Genomic DNA, 13,557 nt, shown 5'->3' on the forward strand with positions numbered 1-13,557 from the left:
CCTCATCCCGGTCTGCTCTCACTCTGGCGGGTGGGAAGCCACGTAGGGATTCCCCTCCGCCAGATGGCCGAAGGGCGTGAAAAAGTATTCGCCGCCATCGTCACGCTGCACGGCGGCGAGCACATAACGCGGTATGCCATTGGACGCATCCGTGCATTCCATCAAGGCAAGGTCGCCGTTTCTGGCCGCACGCAGCAGAGTCTCGAAATTGGCGCGGATGTGATCGGGAATAGCCATGTGTCAGGCTCCCGAAACCAGATGAATGAGCGCGCCGCAGTCGGGACAATCGCCCGCCGGCATAATTTCGCCCGGCAGCACACGCGACCACATATCATGAACGGGGTCGGCCTTATCGACTGACCCATGCCAATTGCAGTTCCGGCATTGGCAGCATGGTTCTTCTTCCGAGGGCGCCGGGATGATTGACAGAATCTCGCGGTCGCGTTCTTCGCCGAGAACCTTGTCACGGATGAATCGGTGCTCATGGAGCAGGCCATCATCGATGATGGCTTGCGCTTCTTCCGTACTCGTGGCTTCAATTTCCCAGCGCTCCTCGATTTCGGCCGTGGCCTGAAGGGTGACGATGAATTTCATGACGCCGCCCTCCGTGCGATGAAGCTGGATGGGCCGTCATAGAGCGCGTGGCGGGTGGGATCGATGACGAAGCCGAATTTGCCGCGCCGGTCATATTCGGCATCCGGCACGAGATAGCGCCGCTCAGTAGAATCGGGCTTGCCCCAATGCCCGCGTCGGCCGCCTATTGTGGCGATGCACTCGACCATGCCGGGATGCTGGTCCGACCTTATCGCGCTGATGACGATCCAGTCGTTGGCGTGGCGTTCAAGGAACAGCCGATCGTCTTTGACGTGGGATTCGCCGGGGGCAAGGATAACGCCTGCGACGGTCTCGTATTCGTCGGGATACCATTCCTTCAGCGTGCGGATCGCCGCTTCGCGGTCCTTCTCGGAAAAGACTTCGGGAAAGGTAAAGGCGACTTTCGCCCAGGCGCAATCCTCCTCGTAAAATCCGTCCCTCTCGCGCAGAGCAGGATGAACCTTAGCGTTTCGCTCGCGGTCGAGCTTGAAGCCGCCATGCGACGGTGTGCCGTAGAAGACGATGCCCTCGGCATAGACCTTTTCATAGTCGGCTTTGCCCCATGGGGTGTAGGTAGGGTTGGTCGATTTCAGCATTTCGATCTCCAGAAAAACGCGAAGCCCGGCCCCGCGCGGACATTCCGCCGCACGGGGACCGGGCTTAAGTGGATGGATTTGAGAGAACAGCCGCTTATTCGGCAGCGGTGAGGAATGCCGGAAGTTCGGCGGCGGCGGAAGACTCCGAGGGCGAGGCATCCGGCTCCGGGGACCCCGGTTCGCCCGTGACCACTACGGTCTCGACGCCGGGCGTGCGCAGCGGCTCGGGCAGCCAGCCGGTATCGGCCAGAAGCCGCTCGGCCTGTTCGGCCATGTCGGACTTCTTCAGCCCTTCGATGAGCTCCGCCATGCCGGCGCCTTTGGCCTCGGTGACCGCCTCGAGGATGCGGGCCTTCGGCACGCGATTGAGGTAGTTCTCCACCGTCGGCTTCCACCCGGCCGCGGTCATGTCGAGCGAAACCGCGCAGGCGAGTTGGTCAGCATGATGCCGGCGTCCCTGTGTCCGGTTCCACGGCTCATGCACCGCGTTGACGGTGAGCGAGACGCAATGGGCGAAGAGCGCCATGCGGCTGTCGTGGTCGAAATCGCAGAGAAACTCCCAGAGCAGTTCCGGCTCGTCGGGAAGCTGCTTCTCCCAATTGGCGTGCCGCTCGTCAATGACCTTCGCCGACTGGCTCTCCTTCAGCCCCGGCCCCTGAACGGTCGGCGTCGGGCTTTCGGCGCAAATCTCCAGGCAACTCGCCGTCGGATACCGCCAGAAGGTCTGGAGAACGAAGGCGTGCAGTGCGGCGAGGAAGGCGATGTCCGGGTCGTTCGCCAGCGCGTCCCGCAGGGCGAGCGTCCGGTGCGCCGTCAGTTCCATGACCAGGCGCTCGGACAGCGGCTTGAGACCGTCTTCCTCGGCTTCGGCATCGTCAGCTTGCGCCCCATTGCCGGATAGCGCGGCGGCGGGATCGACCTGACCCGTCTCGCCGTTCCGGCCGACATGGACGATCTCGACATGATCGCGGATGAAGGCATCCGTGTCCTGACCATCGCTGCCCGTTTCGGCCGGCGCCTCGTCCTCGGGCCGGAGATAGCCGCGCTCGACCTTCAGCTTGCCATCACCATCAATACTGACGAATGCGCCGGCGCGGGCGACCTCTTGCGCGTCGTAGATGACGGGCCGGTTCTCGAAGGCATCGAGTGCCGCCTCGATCTCGGCGAGACGCCGATCGACCTCCTCGGGCAGATCCTCGTCGCTTTCCTGGAAATAGCGCTGTTCGATCTCCTCGAACTCCGACCGCAGGGCTTCGCGGCGGGTGTGCTCCTCGTCGGACAGCGTCTCCGTTTCGCCCATGACGCGGCGCAGGCCGGCAGTGTGGCCATAGGGGAAGTCCGAAGCGACCTCGATCCAGTTCCAGCCCTCGGCCTTGATTGCCTCGGCCTCGGCCGCGAGCTTCTCGGTGACAAGCTTCTCCAGCAGCGCCACATCCTGGAGCCAGCCTTCGTCATTCTGCGAGAACAGGTCGCGGAGCACGATGCCGCCAGCTTCCTCATAGGCCGCGAGCCCGACGAAGCGGGCACGCTTGTCGGTGGCGCGGACGGTGTTTTCCGTCAGCAGCTTGCGGATGAAATAGGGCTCCTTGTTGTAGCCGCGCTGCACGGTCTCCCAGACCCGTTCCTGCCGGGCATGGTCGTCCGAAATCGTGAAGGCCATCAGTTGCTCCAGCGACATGCCGTCATCGGCATAGACTTCCAGCAGCTTGGGCGACACGCTGGCGAGCTTCAGCCGCTGCTTGACGATCTGCGGCGTCACGAAGAAGCGGGCGGCGATCTCCTCCTCGCCCACTCCCTGTTCCTTCAGCGACTGGAAGGCACGGAATTGATCCACCGGGTGGAGTGAAACGCGCTGGCAGTTTTCGGCCAGCGAATCCTCTTCCAGAATGCCGTCCTCCCGCACGATGCAGGGGATCGGGGCATTCTTCGCCAGCCGCTTCTGCTTGACCAGCAGCTCCAGCGCCCGGTAACGGCGGCCGCCGGCCTGCACCTCGTATCTGTCGGTGGGCTGACCGTCTTCGTCGATCACCGCCCGCACGCTCAGGGACTGCAACAGCGTGCGCCGGGCGATGTCCTCGGCCAGTTCCTCGATCGATACACCGGCCCGCACCCGCCGGACGTTGCGGCTCGAAAGCGCCAGCCTGTCGAATGGAATGTCCCGCGCCTGGGACAGCGTAATCTTCTCAATTTTCGCCTTTGTCATGTCAGGTTCTCCGTGACGAGCCGGAGAAAGCCCTCTTTCCCCAACCAGGCTCGTCACGAAGACACCCACTTCCCTCTCCCTCTTCAGGCCGCCGCCCCCGCGGCTTCCTCCAGGTCGAGGTTGTAGACCTCCGCCCCGGCTGCGGCGTAGGCGCGGGCAACTACGGCCAGCGGGGCATAGGAGAACTCGCCCCATGGCTCAGGGTCGGGAGCACCGCCAACACAGATCATCGGCCCGGAGATGGCGAGCCTGGCCACCTTGTCGAAGTCGACACAGCGGCTGTCGATCACCGGAAGTCCGGCGGCGATGGCCTGCTGTTTCACGGTGTTGCAATCGTAGCCGGACAGGCTGCTCTGGCCGCCATACTCATTCAGGTAGTGCAGACTGAACCCTCCGCGGCCGATCGTCAGATGGCCGCCCAACGTGGCGAGGGCCTTGGCGATGTCGGCACTGTAATCGCGATCGTGCATCGATGTTCTCCCGCGACGGGCGGCCCGGAACCGTTCCGCGCCTCGAAACCCGTCAGCGGGGAAGGGCCGCCCTCGAATGCGAGAGCGGCCAGACCGATGCCCAAGAGAAATGCGCTACACCCCGCACATCCCCTCGCACTCATTGGCGAAGAGGTCGAGTTGGCCCTTGTCCTCCAGCGTGTCGAGGTCAGCCTCATCGAGCGGCACGCAGGAGCGATGCAGGAACACCTCGCCGCACAAGCCGCGGAAACCCGAGCGGATCAACCCGTCGATAGCAACGGCATCGGCCCAGGCATCGGGATCCTCATCGCGCATTCGCCTCCAGGCGCCGTCACTGTGGAAAGGGCAGCCGATGCAGGCGCTTTTCGGCGGTGTGGGATAGCCGTGCTTCTCCAGCCAGCGCAGACAGTGGCGGCGGGTCATGCCCTTTTCGATCAAGGGAAAGCGATTGACCTGCCACGCTTCGAAGGACGGCTTCATCCGGATCACTTCATCGAAGCTGATCCCGATCCATTGCTCGACGATCGGGTGCTTGGGCGAGCGCTTGCCGGCAATGCCGGCCAGCTCCCGCACCTTGCGGCGGATCGGCGCGATCTTCAGCTCCTTGGTGCACTGGCGGCGGATCATGCCGACCTTGCCGGATTTCGATTTAGTGAAGGCCGGGATCGACGCCCAGCGCTCGCCCCGCGCGCCGCGGATCAGCCCCTCGCGGATATCGCCATCCGAGACGACATACACGGGGAAGGGCAGCACGTTCGGCGACCTCAGCCAGGCGAGATGTTCATAGACCGCTCGCGGCTCCCAGCAGGTGTCGGAGAAGATCGCGCAATCGGGCAGTGGCCCGACCTCGCCATGGGCCGCCATCAGGGCAAGCGTGGTCGACTGCACGCCGGCGCCGAGCGACAGCACGCGCAGCCGGATGGTGGGAATGTCGGGCGCCGGGAAGAGCGCGTTCATGGCCGGTCTCCCGCCTGCTGCCGGCGCCGCCATTCGGCGGGCGGATCGAAGGTTCCGTCCCAAATGCCACGGCGCAGAAACCGGGCCGTGCCCTCGTCGCTTGTGTAGTTGTAGAGACGATTGGCGTCGCGATCGGCGACGGCCCAGCCGTTCTTCACCACCCAGCTACTGATGTCGTCGCCACCGGCGTAGCAAACAGATACGAACCGACCATGGCCATCGCGCGTCGTTCCCTGCCAGACTTCGCAATTGACCTTTCGGCCTTCGAGAAATTTGGTGAGCGCGGCGGCGGCCTCTTTGCCGCAAGGCCATGTCGCGCTATCGCGACGGCGGCAGCGCTGGTCGATCTCCACGGCATCGACGCCGTAGAGGCGATGCTTCTCACCGCCCACTTCGATTGTGTCGGCGTCGATCACATTGGCCGGGCCGGAATGCTCTTCGTCGAGCGCGGGCCAGAAGGACAGACAGGCGAAAAATACAATGCCGATGACGGCGGACAGGCGGACGAACTGGAACATGGGAGGTTTCCTCACGGGTTGCGGGCGGGCCGGCTCTCTCTTGCCGGCTTCAGCCCTTCATCCATCAGAAGCCTCCCTTTCCCTCTGCCGCCCGCCCCAGAAGTCTCAGGTAGCCGCCGCTGATCATCTCCTCGGCCTCGCGGACGAGCCGCTGCATGCGGGAGCGGTAACCGGACTCCCAGAGCTCGTGCGCCGCCGTCTCCCCGAAGATCGCCGCCGCCACCTGCCGCCGGCTTGCGCCCGCCATTTCTCCGTCCCAGGCGCGCAGCATCATCGCCCAGCGCTTGGCCCGGCGCTCCGGCGGAAAGAGGCCGCGCGGCAGACGGCCGAGGCGGCAAAGCCCGCACAGCCGTTGCAGCGCCGGAACCTTCGCCTCCGTGTGCCGGAGACCCGACAGCAGGTAGCGGAAGCACACCGGGCCATCGAGAACACTGCCTGCCGTCACCATCAGTTGGAGATGGCGCAAGCCATCGCTGAAAAGCACGTGCTCGGATCCGCCGCAGCACAACACAGTCGCCAGTGACGCAAAGCATCGGATGTCGAAGGCGTCGGTGTGGCCGGGTGCAATGGGCTGCGCTTCCACGACGAGCACCGATGGATTGAGATCGGGCAGCCAAAAGACGTCCGTAGCCGGCAGGGCAACGCCAGTGGTGAAAGAAGACGCCCCATTGTTCGAACGGCCCCGGATTCTGGATACGGAGGATTCGGGGCTGAGCGGCCTTCAGCCGGGGCTCGGTAGCGGACGGACGGAGTGGAGGCGACACCTGTGGCAGCCCACCGGCAGCCGTGGCGAAGTCGGGATTGCGCTTGAGCCACTCCCAGGCCCAACCGGCCCGGTCCAGGTCGATGAGGGGTTTGTAACTTTCGGGATCGCGCCAGTCGGCGCGCGGACTTATGCCGGGGACGGTCTTCTCCTTGGACATGGGGCTTGTCTCCTCCCATGAGGCCATCCGGCCGTAGCGGACGCGGCGCGGCCATTTGACGATCCGTCGCACAGCACCTGGGACAAGCCGCCTCCTGCCAGGTCGATGTCACTGGCGGGAGGGCGCCGCCGACATCGATTACTATCGATAGTTGAGACACGGGTTGGCTTCCGTGTTTTCGCGGCGTCTTTCAGGAAATCGTTACAATATTCGCAACGTCAGACCTGGCTAGACCTGCAAACTACGGAATTTTATTAAAGTACAAATGAACTCGGGCAGAGAAAACGAAACCCGAGATTGCCACAGTTGCGCCGCCCTCATCACAAAGTTGTCACAGGATCATCTATTTTGAAACACACACTCTACCGGGAATGGAACTTGTTAAAGGCCGGCAACCCGCTATCGGCCGAGACATCAATTTTCAGGCGATGGAGATTGCGTCATGGCCGAAACCACTTTGGTCGATTTCACGTCGGAAATTGCGTCCCCGGTACTGTCCGTCACGCGGCGTATCGCCCGCAACGGCATTGTCGTCAGCCGATGCGATATCCCGATCAATCCCGGGACACAGATCGTCACGGCACAGTTCGCCCTCTTCATGCATGAAAGCGAACCGCTGGATCTCATCTGCCGTTTGCCTGACAGCCGTCGGACCGAGAAATATCCGGTCGCTGCGGGGCACTTTCATCTGAGCCCGGCCAATCGGGCCGCCCATGTCGGCTGGACGGCCGACAAGCAGTCCTTCGTCATTGCCATGGAAAATAGCTTCATCGAACGCACAATCGGCAACGCTTTCGACGGGCGCGTGCCCGAGATCAGAGGTAGAGCGGCGCTCCGCGACCCGGCGGTCGAGGAGCTGATAGCCTGCCTCAGGCGCAGCTTGAACGATAATAGCCGCTGCGGCGGGCTGTGCCTGGACCTCGTCGGCACGTCGCTCGCCCTGCGCTTGTTCGAGACCTATGGCGAAAACGGCAAGCCACCGCCGTCGATCCGGGGCGGTCTCGGCGCCTCGCGCCGGCGGCGGATCGTCGATTTCATCGAGGCGCATCTGGACGAAGATATCGGACTTGCCGCACTCGCCGCGGAAGCGGGACTCAGCCCGCATCATTTCGGCAAGGCCTTCAAGGCAACGTTCGGCAAGTCGCCCTGCCGCTACATCAAAGAGCGGCGGATTCAGAAGGCGAAGGAGATGCTGCTGTCGGACCGTGCGTCGATCACGGAGATCGCGCTTGCCCTTGGCTTTTCCAGCCACAGCCATTTCACGGACGTGTTCCGCAAGATGACGGGGACGACGCCTTCGCTGTTCCGCAGAGATTGCGCCTGACCGGAGACGTTAACCGACATATGCCCGCAGGCCTCCGGCGCCATTCCGTATTATGATGGGTGGAGCAGCGCCGCGCACCCGACGCCCGGAGGCGGCCCCGAACAGGTGCCATGGATGCGCACGGCATGGAGGACGGGTGCATGGCCAAACTCGATCCCGAGATCGCCGACGAGGTGCCGTGGGCGGACGAAATCACGTCCTATGACGAGGACCATTTCATCACCTATCTGCGCCTGCTGGACGCCGAGGCCGAGGGCGCCGACTGGCGCGAGGTCGCCCGCATTGTCCTGGATCGCGATCCAGACGCGGAACCCGACCGCGCCCGCCGCTGCTGGGAGGCGCATCTGAAGCGCGCCCGTTGGATGACCGAGTACGGTTACCGGCATTTGCTCGACGCGGCGCGGAGCGAATAGGTCCGAGTCGTTTGCGGCTCAGCTATATTATGCCTTTCCGGGCCGGAGAGCTGCGGTTCGCCCCTGTGATCGTCCCCTCGGAGCCGCGCCCCGGGACAGCACGCGAAGGCACCGGACCTCCCTGGCGAGATGCCATCGGAGGTCACGCGCGATGGCGGGTCGCTCCTCTATCGTTTCAATCGAAATTGAATAAACGCCTTGAGCACCATAGCGCGCATGTCTATAAACTAGTCTGGTCTAGTAGATAGACACTCAGACTGTGAGAGGCGATTGGTGGGCGAAGGCCAAAATCAACTTAAGGGAAATGATCTCAGGTGGGGCGTCGAACGCCGGCTTGAGTTCATCGAATTCCGACTGTTCTGGGAGGGTCACGTGAATCGCGGCGACCTGATGGAGATGTTCGGGATTTCGGTGCAGCAGGCCTCGACGGATCTAAACCGCTATCTCGGGCTTGCCCCCGCCAACATGGCCTACGACAAGAGCGCACGTACCTATGTGCGCGGTTCCGATTTTGCACCGTGCTTCTTGAAGCCGGACGCCAGCCGCTACCTTTCTCAACTTCGCTCGGTCGCTGATGGCATCGTCGACCGGTCCGACGCCTGGATTGGCCAGATTCCCGACTTCGACGCTGCACCGACACCGGCACGTGGTGTGAACGCCCGAACGTTGCGCGCCGTGGTGTCTGCAATTCGCCGTACCGAGTCTATCGAGATCAAATATCAGTCACTGTCTCGCCCCGCGCCCCAATGGCGGTGGATCGCCCCACACGCCATTGGCTTCGACGGCTTTCGCTGGCATGCCCGCGCCTTCTGCGAGATCGACCAGTCGTTCAAGGACTTCGTATTGTCGCGGATCATGGAGGTACGGGGCACGCGCCCGAGCACATGCGATCTGGCAACCGACGCCGACTGGTATCAACATGTAACGCTCGAAATCGGCCCTCACCCGGAACTGTCCGAAACGCAACAGAAGGTGATCGCGCTCGACTACGGAATGCGCGGCGGCAAGACGAAGATCAAGGTCCGCCGCGCCTTTTTGTACTACACGCTGAAACGGCTTGGCTTGGACACAGATCCCGCCGCCCGACGTCCGCAAGATCAGCAAATCGTGCTGCTTTCTCCGCTTCATCCGTTGTCAAACAGCGCGCCAACGGTGGGTGAAGGCTGATGCGGATCATTCAGAATGCTGGCGCCGACCGCGCGATTGATACGCTCGCTCCGTTGCTCAAGCGTGGCGCGGCGATCAGCATGGCGTCGTCGAACTTCTCCCTTTTCGCGTACTCCGAATTGCGAACAGCTTTGGAGGGCGTGGGCGATTGCCGGATCGTCCTGCCGGATCCAGCGAAGCAGGACCTTCAACTGCTTGGCTCGGCCTCAGATCGAGCCTTGAGAAATCAGCTCCAGGCGCGCTGGCTGGCTCGGTCCTGCATGCAATGGCTGGAGAGGAAAGCGCATGCTCGCTTTGCTTCGAAGGCGCTGCCTCAGTCGATGATCGTCGTGAATGGCGACGCGGGCGGAACGAATTGTGCTCTTGTCGGGGCGTGTTCGTTTTCCAGTGAAGGCCTGGGCTTCGCGCCCGGAGATGCACTTGGCCTGACGCAATATGCCGAAGAAGCAAGCACTGTCGACGCCTTGGGCAGATGGTTCGACTCGATCTGGCAGAACCTGAACGACCGGAAACACACCAACCCACTGATCGAGCAGTTGTCCGAGATAGCCGATCACAAGGCACCGTCTCTTGTATATTTCCAAACCCTCTATCAGCTCTTCAAGGATCTAGGCGATGAACTCGATGAAGAGCGTATCGTCAAATCGGCAACCGGCATCCGGGACACCGTCGTCTGGAAGAAGCTTTTCCGCTTCCAGCGGGATGGCGTGATTGGAGCTATCGACAAGCTTGAGCGCATCGGTGGGTGCATCATCGCCGATAGCGTAGGCTTGGGTAAAACCTTCGAGGCACTGGCGGTCATCAAATACTACGAACTTCGGAACGACCGTGTTCTGGTTCTATGCCCTAAGAGACTGCGGGACAACTGGACGCTCTACAAGGCAAACGATCGCCGCAACATACTGTCCGCCGACCGCTTCAACTATGATGTCCTGAACCACACCGACCTGTCGCGTGATGGCGGCATGTCGGGCGATATCGACCTCTCGCATGTGAATTGGGGCAATTACGACCTCATCGTCATCGACGAGTCCCACAACTTCCGAAACAAACCAACCCATAAGGAGCGAGACAGCCGGTACGACCGTCTGATGCAGTGGATCATCCGGGCGGGTGTCAAGACCAAGGTTCTGATGCTGTCGGCGACGCCCGTCAACAACAGGCTGGCCGACCTGAAGAACCAGATCGCCTTTGTCACCGAGGGTAGCGATCGGGCGCTGCACGGGCTCGGCATCCCGAGCATCGAGGCGACGATCCGCAAGGCACAGGCGCAGTTCAATCGCTGGCTCGATCTGCCGGAACCCGAACGGCGGACTTCCCGGCTGATGGACATGCTGGGATTCGATTACTTCAAGCTGCTCGACCTGCTGACCATCGCCCGTTCCCGAAAGCATGTGCAGCGGTATTACGGGACGGAAGAAACCGGGCAGTTTCCCGAACGTCTTCGCCCGGTCAACATCAAGGCCGATGTCGATCTTGCCGGAGAATTCCGCCCGATCCGCGAGATCAACAACGAAATACGCCGCCTGACGCTCGGCGCCTACGCCCCGCTGCGATACGTGCTGCCTCACAGGCTCGCCGCCTATGAAGAGAAATACAGCACCAAGGTGAAGGGAGGCGAAAGTATCTTCAGGCAGCTCGACCGCGAAGAAAGCCTCATCCACCTGCTGCGGGTGAACATACTCAAGCGGATGGAAAGCTCGGTCGCTGCATTCGCGCTCACAATTGAGCGCCAGCTTGCCGATGTCGACGCATTGTTGGTGAAGATTGATGCGCACGAGGACGCGATAGAGGAAACGTCCATCGACGACATAGACATAGACGATCCGGCCTTCGAGACCCTGCTCGTGGGCCGCAAGGTGAAGGTGTTGCTCCAGGACGTCGATCGGGTCCGCTGGCGGCAGGATCTCACGGAGGACCGGAAGCGGCTGGAGGCCCTGCGCGCGGCGGCGCGCCTGGTGACGGCGGATCGAGATGCGAAGCTTGCGGCGCTGAAGCAGATGATCGCCAGGAAGGTTCAAGCTCCCGTCAACTCGGGCATATGCGACTGGCAAGTGCGGCTCGTGCGTCATCCTTTTGGGAACGAAATACGAGGTGACATGTCAAAGTATTTGATAAATTTCGCTCCCATTAGCGTGCGGGGGAACACTACGGTCCTGGTCGGGCGGCAGCCCTATGACAGCGACCGGTTGGACGAGTTGCGCCACGAGTTCCGCGAAACGCATGTTTTTCGACGCGACGGAGTAGACGACGTCATAATAGATATTCCTGTCGCAGCCGGCCAGCGCCCGATCGGAAATGCCCAAGAGGAAATCGACCTTGCCAAGCACCATAAGCTACTGCCACCGCTGCTTTCAGCGGCGCTAATTAGGGCCTTTCACGGATCCCGCGACATTTTATCTGACAGACCGGTCGGCGTGCTTGGGGCTGTATCGCGTGGACTGATAAGACATCCTGATCTTCCTGAGTGGATACAGAAGCGCACTCTACTGAAGTTTGATACGCGGACTATTTATCGAGCTGGTGATAAACCGGTTCTCGGATTGGTGTGTGAGACCCGGGTGAAGAACCTCATCCTCGGATCATGCGAGGAACTTTTAGCGCTAGGCATTTCTCCACTCGGCCGATATGTCCAAGTGGAAGAGGAATATGACAGTCGGCTAATGAAGAGGCGGCGGCTGATCGGCAGGGTGGAGGCTGTCGAAGAAAATTCTCTTGTGCTTGAGGACCACGCGGAGGGCTATGCGACCGCCTCCGTCTCCGAAACCTTTGTGGAAGCACGGCGGGAGGTATTTGACGCCTGCGTCAGACAGCTTCTTGGAGGAGCTGCAGAGAATGTCATTGCAGAGGCCGAAGCAGCGGCCGCGGAGTTGCATTCAGGACCAGGACGTAAGGAACAAATCGAAAGCGTTCTGACGTATCTGCGAGAGAAGGCGACGCTGGAAGCCGTGCCCGGCGTGCAGTTCGTCCTGGGCGATATGCTAACTTCGGGTAACAAGCGGTTTCCCGCTACAGAAGCTCTCTCAAAACCCACCTTGGTTTTCGATCCAAGCGGTAGTCGTAAAGACGGGTGGAACGAACGGGGGCTGAAGGATAACGGCCCATACGACCAACGGACGTTTAGCCCAAAGCAACTAAGGATCGCAGTTGTCTGTCAGGCGCGACACGAGGGTCAAGTAGACCGGTTCGTAGCCAAATTTCTCGAAGGTATGCCGGAAGCGCTCACAGGACCCACGCAGCGCCGTTCTGCTCGATACGGTGATGGTTTTCTTAGGCGTTTCTGCCTCGAAAAGCCGAACGTCACATTCTTTACGGCGGCAAGCGAGAGTGCCGATGATTACCTTGCGGCAAGCCGCCAGGCGCTGGAGCAAGCGGCAGATGACGGTTTCAAATGGGACTTGGCGCTCGTACAGATCGAAGAAGAGTTCAAGTCTCTTAAGGGTGAAGTAAATCCATACTATGCGACCAAGTCGGTATTCCTGAAGCGTGACGTTCCGGTCCAAAGTGTTCGTTTGGAGACGATGTCGCAACCCGACAGTCAATTGGTTTTTTCAATGAATCATATGAGCCTTGCCACCTATGCAAAGCTGGGTGGCGTTCCTTGGCTTCTGGCCTCGCAGCAAACTGTAGCGCATGAACTTGTTATCGGACTCGGTTCGCATTCGGTCTCCAATAGCCGGATCGGAACTCAACGACGCTTCGTCGGCATTACGACCGTATTCTCTAGCGATGGCAGTTATTTGCTGAGCGACAAGACCGCTGTTGTTCCCTTTGAAGAATACGCGGATGCTCTTTACGAGACATTGAAACGGTCAATCACGACGGTGCGCAAGCAGGATAACTGGCGGAGCACCGATAAGGTGCGGTTAGTGTTCCATATGTTCAAGCCGCCCAAAGATACAGAAGCGGAAGCAATCAAACGGACAGTGGAAGATCTCGCTCTCGATAATGTGACATTCGCCTTTGTTCATGTCGCGCCGAGCCACCCGTTCATCATATTTGACCTTTCTCAGCAGGGAATCGGATTCCGCGCGCCCAAGAAAGGTGTCCTTGGACCGGCACGTGGGCTTCACCTTAAATTGGGTGATTACGAATCGCTGATAGTGTTTTCGGGAGCTTCAGAGTTGAAGCAGGCTAGCGACGGAATGCCAAGGCCGTGCCTGCTCAAGCTGCACCGACTTTCGACCTTTACTGACATGACATACCTTGCACGGCAAGCTTTTGAGTTTTCTGGCCATTCTTGGCGCATGCTATCTCCCGAGCCTTTTCCAATCACGGTTCGCTATTCCGATCTAATCGCCGAACGTCTGGCAGGACTAAGTGATATACCTGGATGGGACGCTGACGCAGTGCGTCTGGGGCAAATTGGACGGACGTTGTGGTTCCTGTAGC

Annotated in this window: 12 protein-coding genes and 1 pseudogene; 4 read left to right on the plus strand and 9 right to left on the minus strand. The window is 61.0% G+C overall.

All coding sequences use genetic code 11. From position 1 onward, the window contains the following. Window positions 1-18: 18 nt before the first annotated feature. The 9 genes and pseudogenes from ABIE65_RS25620 to ABIE65_RS27915 form a co-directional block, all read right to left on the minus strand. The gene (locus ABIE65_RS25620; RefSeq protein ID WP_185926874.1) at window positions 19-237 is read right to left on the minus strand and encodes a DUF6117 family protein; all 219 of its coding nucleotides are present in this window, start codon (window positions 235-237) and stop codon (window positions 19-21) included. A 3-nt stretch (window positions 238-240) separates the two neighbouring features. Next, a complete protein-coding gene (locus ABIE65_RS25625; protein ID WP_185926873.1) occupies window positions 241-594 on the minus strand; it encodes a hypothetical protein in 354 nt (117 codons plus the stop codon). Beyond that, window positions 591-1,190: a DUF7007 domain-containing protein gene (locus ABIE65_RS25630; protein ID WP_354081618.1), complete on the minus strand. Its 600-nt coding sequence runs from the start codon at window positions 1,188-1,190 to the stop codon at window positions 591-593. Before ABIE65_RS25630 ends, ABIE65_RS25625 begins: the two co-directional genes overlap by 4 nt. Before the next feature lie 94 nt (window positions 1,191-1,284). Then, window positions 1,285-3,393: a ParB/RepB/Spo0J family partition protein gene (locus ABIE65_RS25635; RefSeq protein ID WP_354081619.1), complete on the minus strand. Its 2,109-nt coding sequence runs from the start codon at window positions 3,391-3,393 to the stop codon at window positions 1,285-1,287. A gap of 83 nt (window positions 3,394-3,476) precedes the next feature. Beyond that, a complete protein-coding gene (locus ABIE65_RS25640; protein WP_185926870.1) occupies window positions 3,477-3,863 on the minus strand; it encodes a hypothetical protein in 387 nt (128 codons plus the stop codon). A gap of 114 nt (window positions 3,864-3,977) precedes the next feature. Continuing rightward, window positions 3,978-4,820 carry a hypothetical protein gene (locus tag ABIE65_RS25645; protein ID WP_354081620.1) on the minus strand — a complete coding sequence of 281 codons (843 nt, stop codon included), beginning with the start codon at window positions 4,818-4,820 and terminating at the stop codon, window positions 3,978-3,980. After that, window positions 4,817-5,338, minus strand: a complete 522-nt coding sequence (locus ABIE65_RS25650) for a thermonuclease family protein (RefSeq protein ID WP_185926868.1) — start codon at window positions 5,336-5,338, stop codon at window positions 4,817-4,819. The genes ABIE65_RS25645 and ABIE65_RS25650 overlap by 4 nt, the downstream gene beginning before the upstream one ends. A 64-nt stretch (window positions 5,339-5,402) precedes the next feature. After that, window positions 5,403-5,921 carry a DUF2285 domain-containing protein gene (locus ABIE65_RS25655; protein ID WP_354081621.1) on the minus strand — a complete coding sequence of 173 codons (519 nt, stop codon included), beginning with the start codon at window positions 5,919-5,921 and terminating at the stop codon, window positions 5,403-5,405. A 193-nt stretch (window positions 5,922-6,114) separates the two neighbouring features. Then, window positions 6,115-6,288: pseudogene (locus tag ABIE65_RS27915) on the minus strand (transcriptional regulator domain-containing protein); the annotation flags it as partial. A 415-nt stretch (window positions 6,289-6,703) separates the two neighbouring features. Here ABIE65_RS27915 and ABIE65_RS25660 point away from each other — a divergent pair. From ABIE65_RS25660 to ABIE65_RS25675, 4 genes are all read left to right on the plus strand, one after another. After that, a complete protein-coding gene (locus ABIE65_RS25660; protein WP_185926866.1) occupies window positions 6,704-7,585 on the plus strand; it encodes a helix-turn-helix domain-containing protein in 882 nt (293 codons plus the stop codon). A 140-nt stretch (window positions 7,586-7,725) separates the two neighbouring features. Next, the gene (locus ABIE65_RS25665) at window positions 7,726-7,998 is read left to right on the plus strand and encodes a DNA -binding domain-containing protein (RefSeq protein WP_354081622.1); all 273 of its coding nucleotides are present in this window, start codon (window positions 7,726-7,728) and stop codon (window positions 7,996-7,998) included. Between the two features lie 273 nt (window positions 7,999-8,271). Beyond that, on the plus strand, window positions 8,272-9,165 hold the full coding sequence (locus ABIE65_RS25670; protein ID WP_185926864.1) for a BrxR family helix-turn-helix transcriptional regulator: 894 nt from the start codon (window positions 8,272-8,274) through the stop codon (window positions 9,163-9,165). Continuing rightward, entirely contained in the window at window positions 9,165-13,556 is a 4,392-nt protein-coding gene (locus tag ABIE65_RS25675; protein WP_354081623.1) for a DEAD/DEAH box helicase family protein, read from the plus strand. Before ABIE65_RS25670 ends, ABIE65_RS25675 begins: the two co-directional genes overlap by 1 nt. Window position 13,557: the final 1 nt, after the last annotated feature.

Source organism: Constrictibacter sp. MBR-5, from assembly GCF_040549485.1.
GTDB lineage: Bacteria > Pseudomonadota > Alphaproteobacteria > JAJUGE01 > JAJUGE01 > Constrictibacter.

Coding starts and splice junctions, on each gene's coding strand:
- ABIE65_RS25620 (WP_185926874.1), bottom strand. CDS start 237: ATGGCTATTCCCGATCACATCCGCGCCAATTTCGAGACTCTGCTGCGT.
- ABIE65_RS25625 (WP_185926873.1), bottom strand. CDS start 594: ATGAAATTCATCGTCACCCTTCAGGCCACGGCCGAAATCGAGGAGCGC.
- ABIE65_RS25630 (WP_354081618.1), bottom strand. CDS start 1,190: ATGCTGAAATCGACCAACCCTACCTACACCCCATGGGGCAAAGCCGAC.
- ABIE65_RS25635 (WP_354081619.1), bottom strand. CDS start 3,393: ATGACAAAGGCGAAAATTGAGAAGATTACGCTGTCCCAGGCGCGGGAC.
- ABIE65_RS25640 (WP_185926870.1), bottom strand. CDS start 3,863: ATGCACGATCGCGATTACAGTGCCGACATCGCCAAGGCCCTCGCCACG.
- ABIE65_RS25645 (WP_354081620.1), bottom strand. CDS start 4,820: ATGAACGCGCTCTTCCCGGCGCCCGACATTCCCACCATCCGGCTGCGC.
- ABIE65_RS25650 (WP_185926868.1), bottom strand. CDS start 5,338: ATGTTCCAGTTCGTCCGCCTGTCCGCCGTCATCGGCATTGTATTTTTC.
- ABIE65_RS25660 (WP_185926866.1), top strand. CDS start 6,704: ATGGCCGAAACCACTTTGGTCGATTTCACGTCGGAAATTGCGTCCCCG.
- ABIE65_RS25665 (WP_354081622.1), top strand. CDS start 7,726: ATGGCCAAACTCGATCCCGAGATCGCCGACGAGGTGCCGTGGGCGGAC.
- ABIE65_RS25675 (WP_354081623.1), top strand. CDS start 9,165: ATGCGGATCATTCAGAATGCTGGCGCCGACCGCGCGATTGATACGCTC.